The sequence below is a fragment of the Motilimonas sp. 1_MG-2023 genome (assembly GCF_030547455.1).
In the GTDB taxonomy this organism is placed as follows: domain Bacteria; phylum Pseudomonadota; class Gammaproteobacteria; order Enterobacterales; family CBDFNC01; genus Motilimonas.
In genome coordinates, this window is the sequence record NZ_JAUOPX010000331.1 from 1 (window position 1) to 231 (window position 231).

At 40.7% G+C, this 231-nt stretch carries 1 protein-coding gene; it reads left to right on the forward strand.

Annotated features, from left to right (window positions below; translation table 11 throughout):
• Window positions 1-93: 93 nt before the first annotated feature.
• Window positions 94-231, forward strand: a 138-nt coding sequence (nqrM, locus tag Q4519_RS22205; RefSeq protein WP_303516161.1) for a (Na+)-NQR maturation NqrM, incomplete at its 3' end; no start/stop codon positions are given.

Below are 231 nucleotides of genomic sequence, written 5' to 3' on the forward strand. Positions count from 1 at the left end.
AAAGTTACCTGTTTTTATGATCACCAAAACAGAAACAGGGTTTAGTGAGCAATATACTCAGCAATTTGCACCTTATTTGCTGCAGGAGGCAAAATGACTTACTTTCTTGCAACTTTCGTAGTATTTGTATTAGTGATCGCCTCGATGTCGGTGGGTTACATATTTCAAAAGAAAGCCGTAAGTGGTAGTTGCGGTGGCTTAGGCAGTATCGGTATCGACAAGGAATGTGAC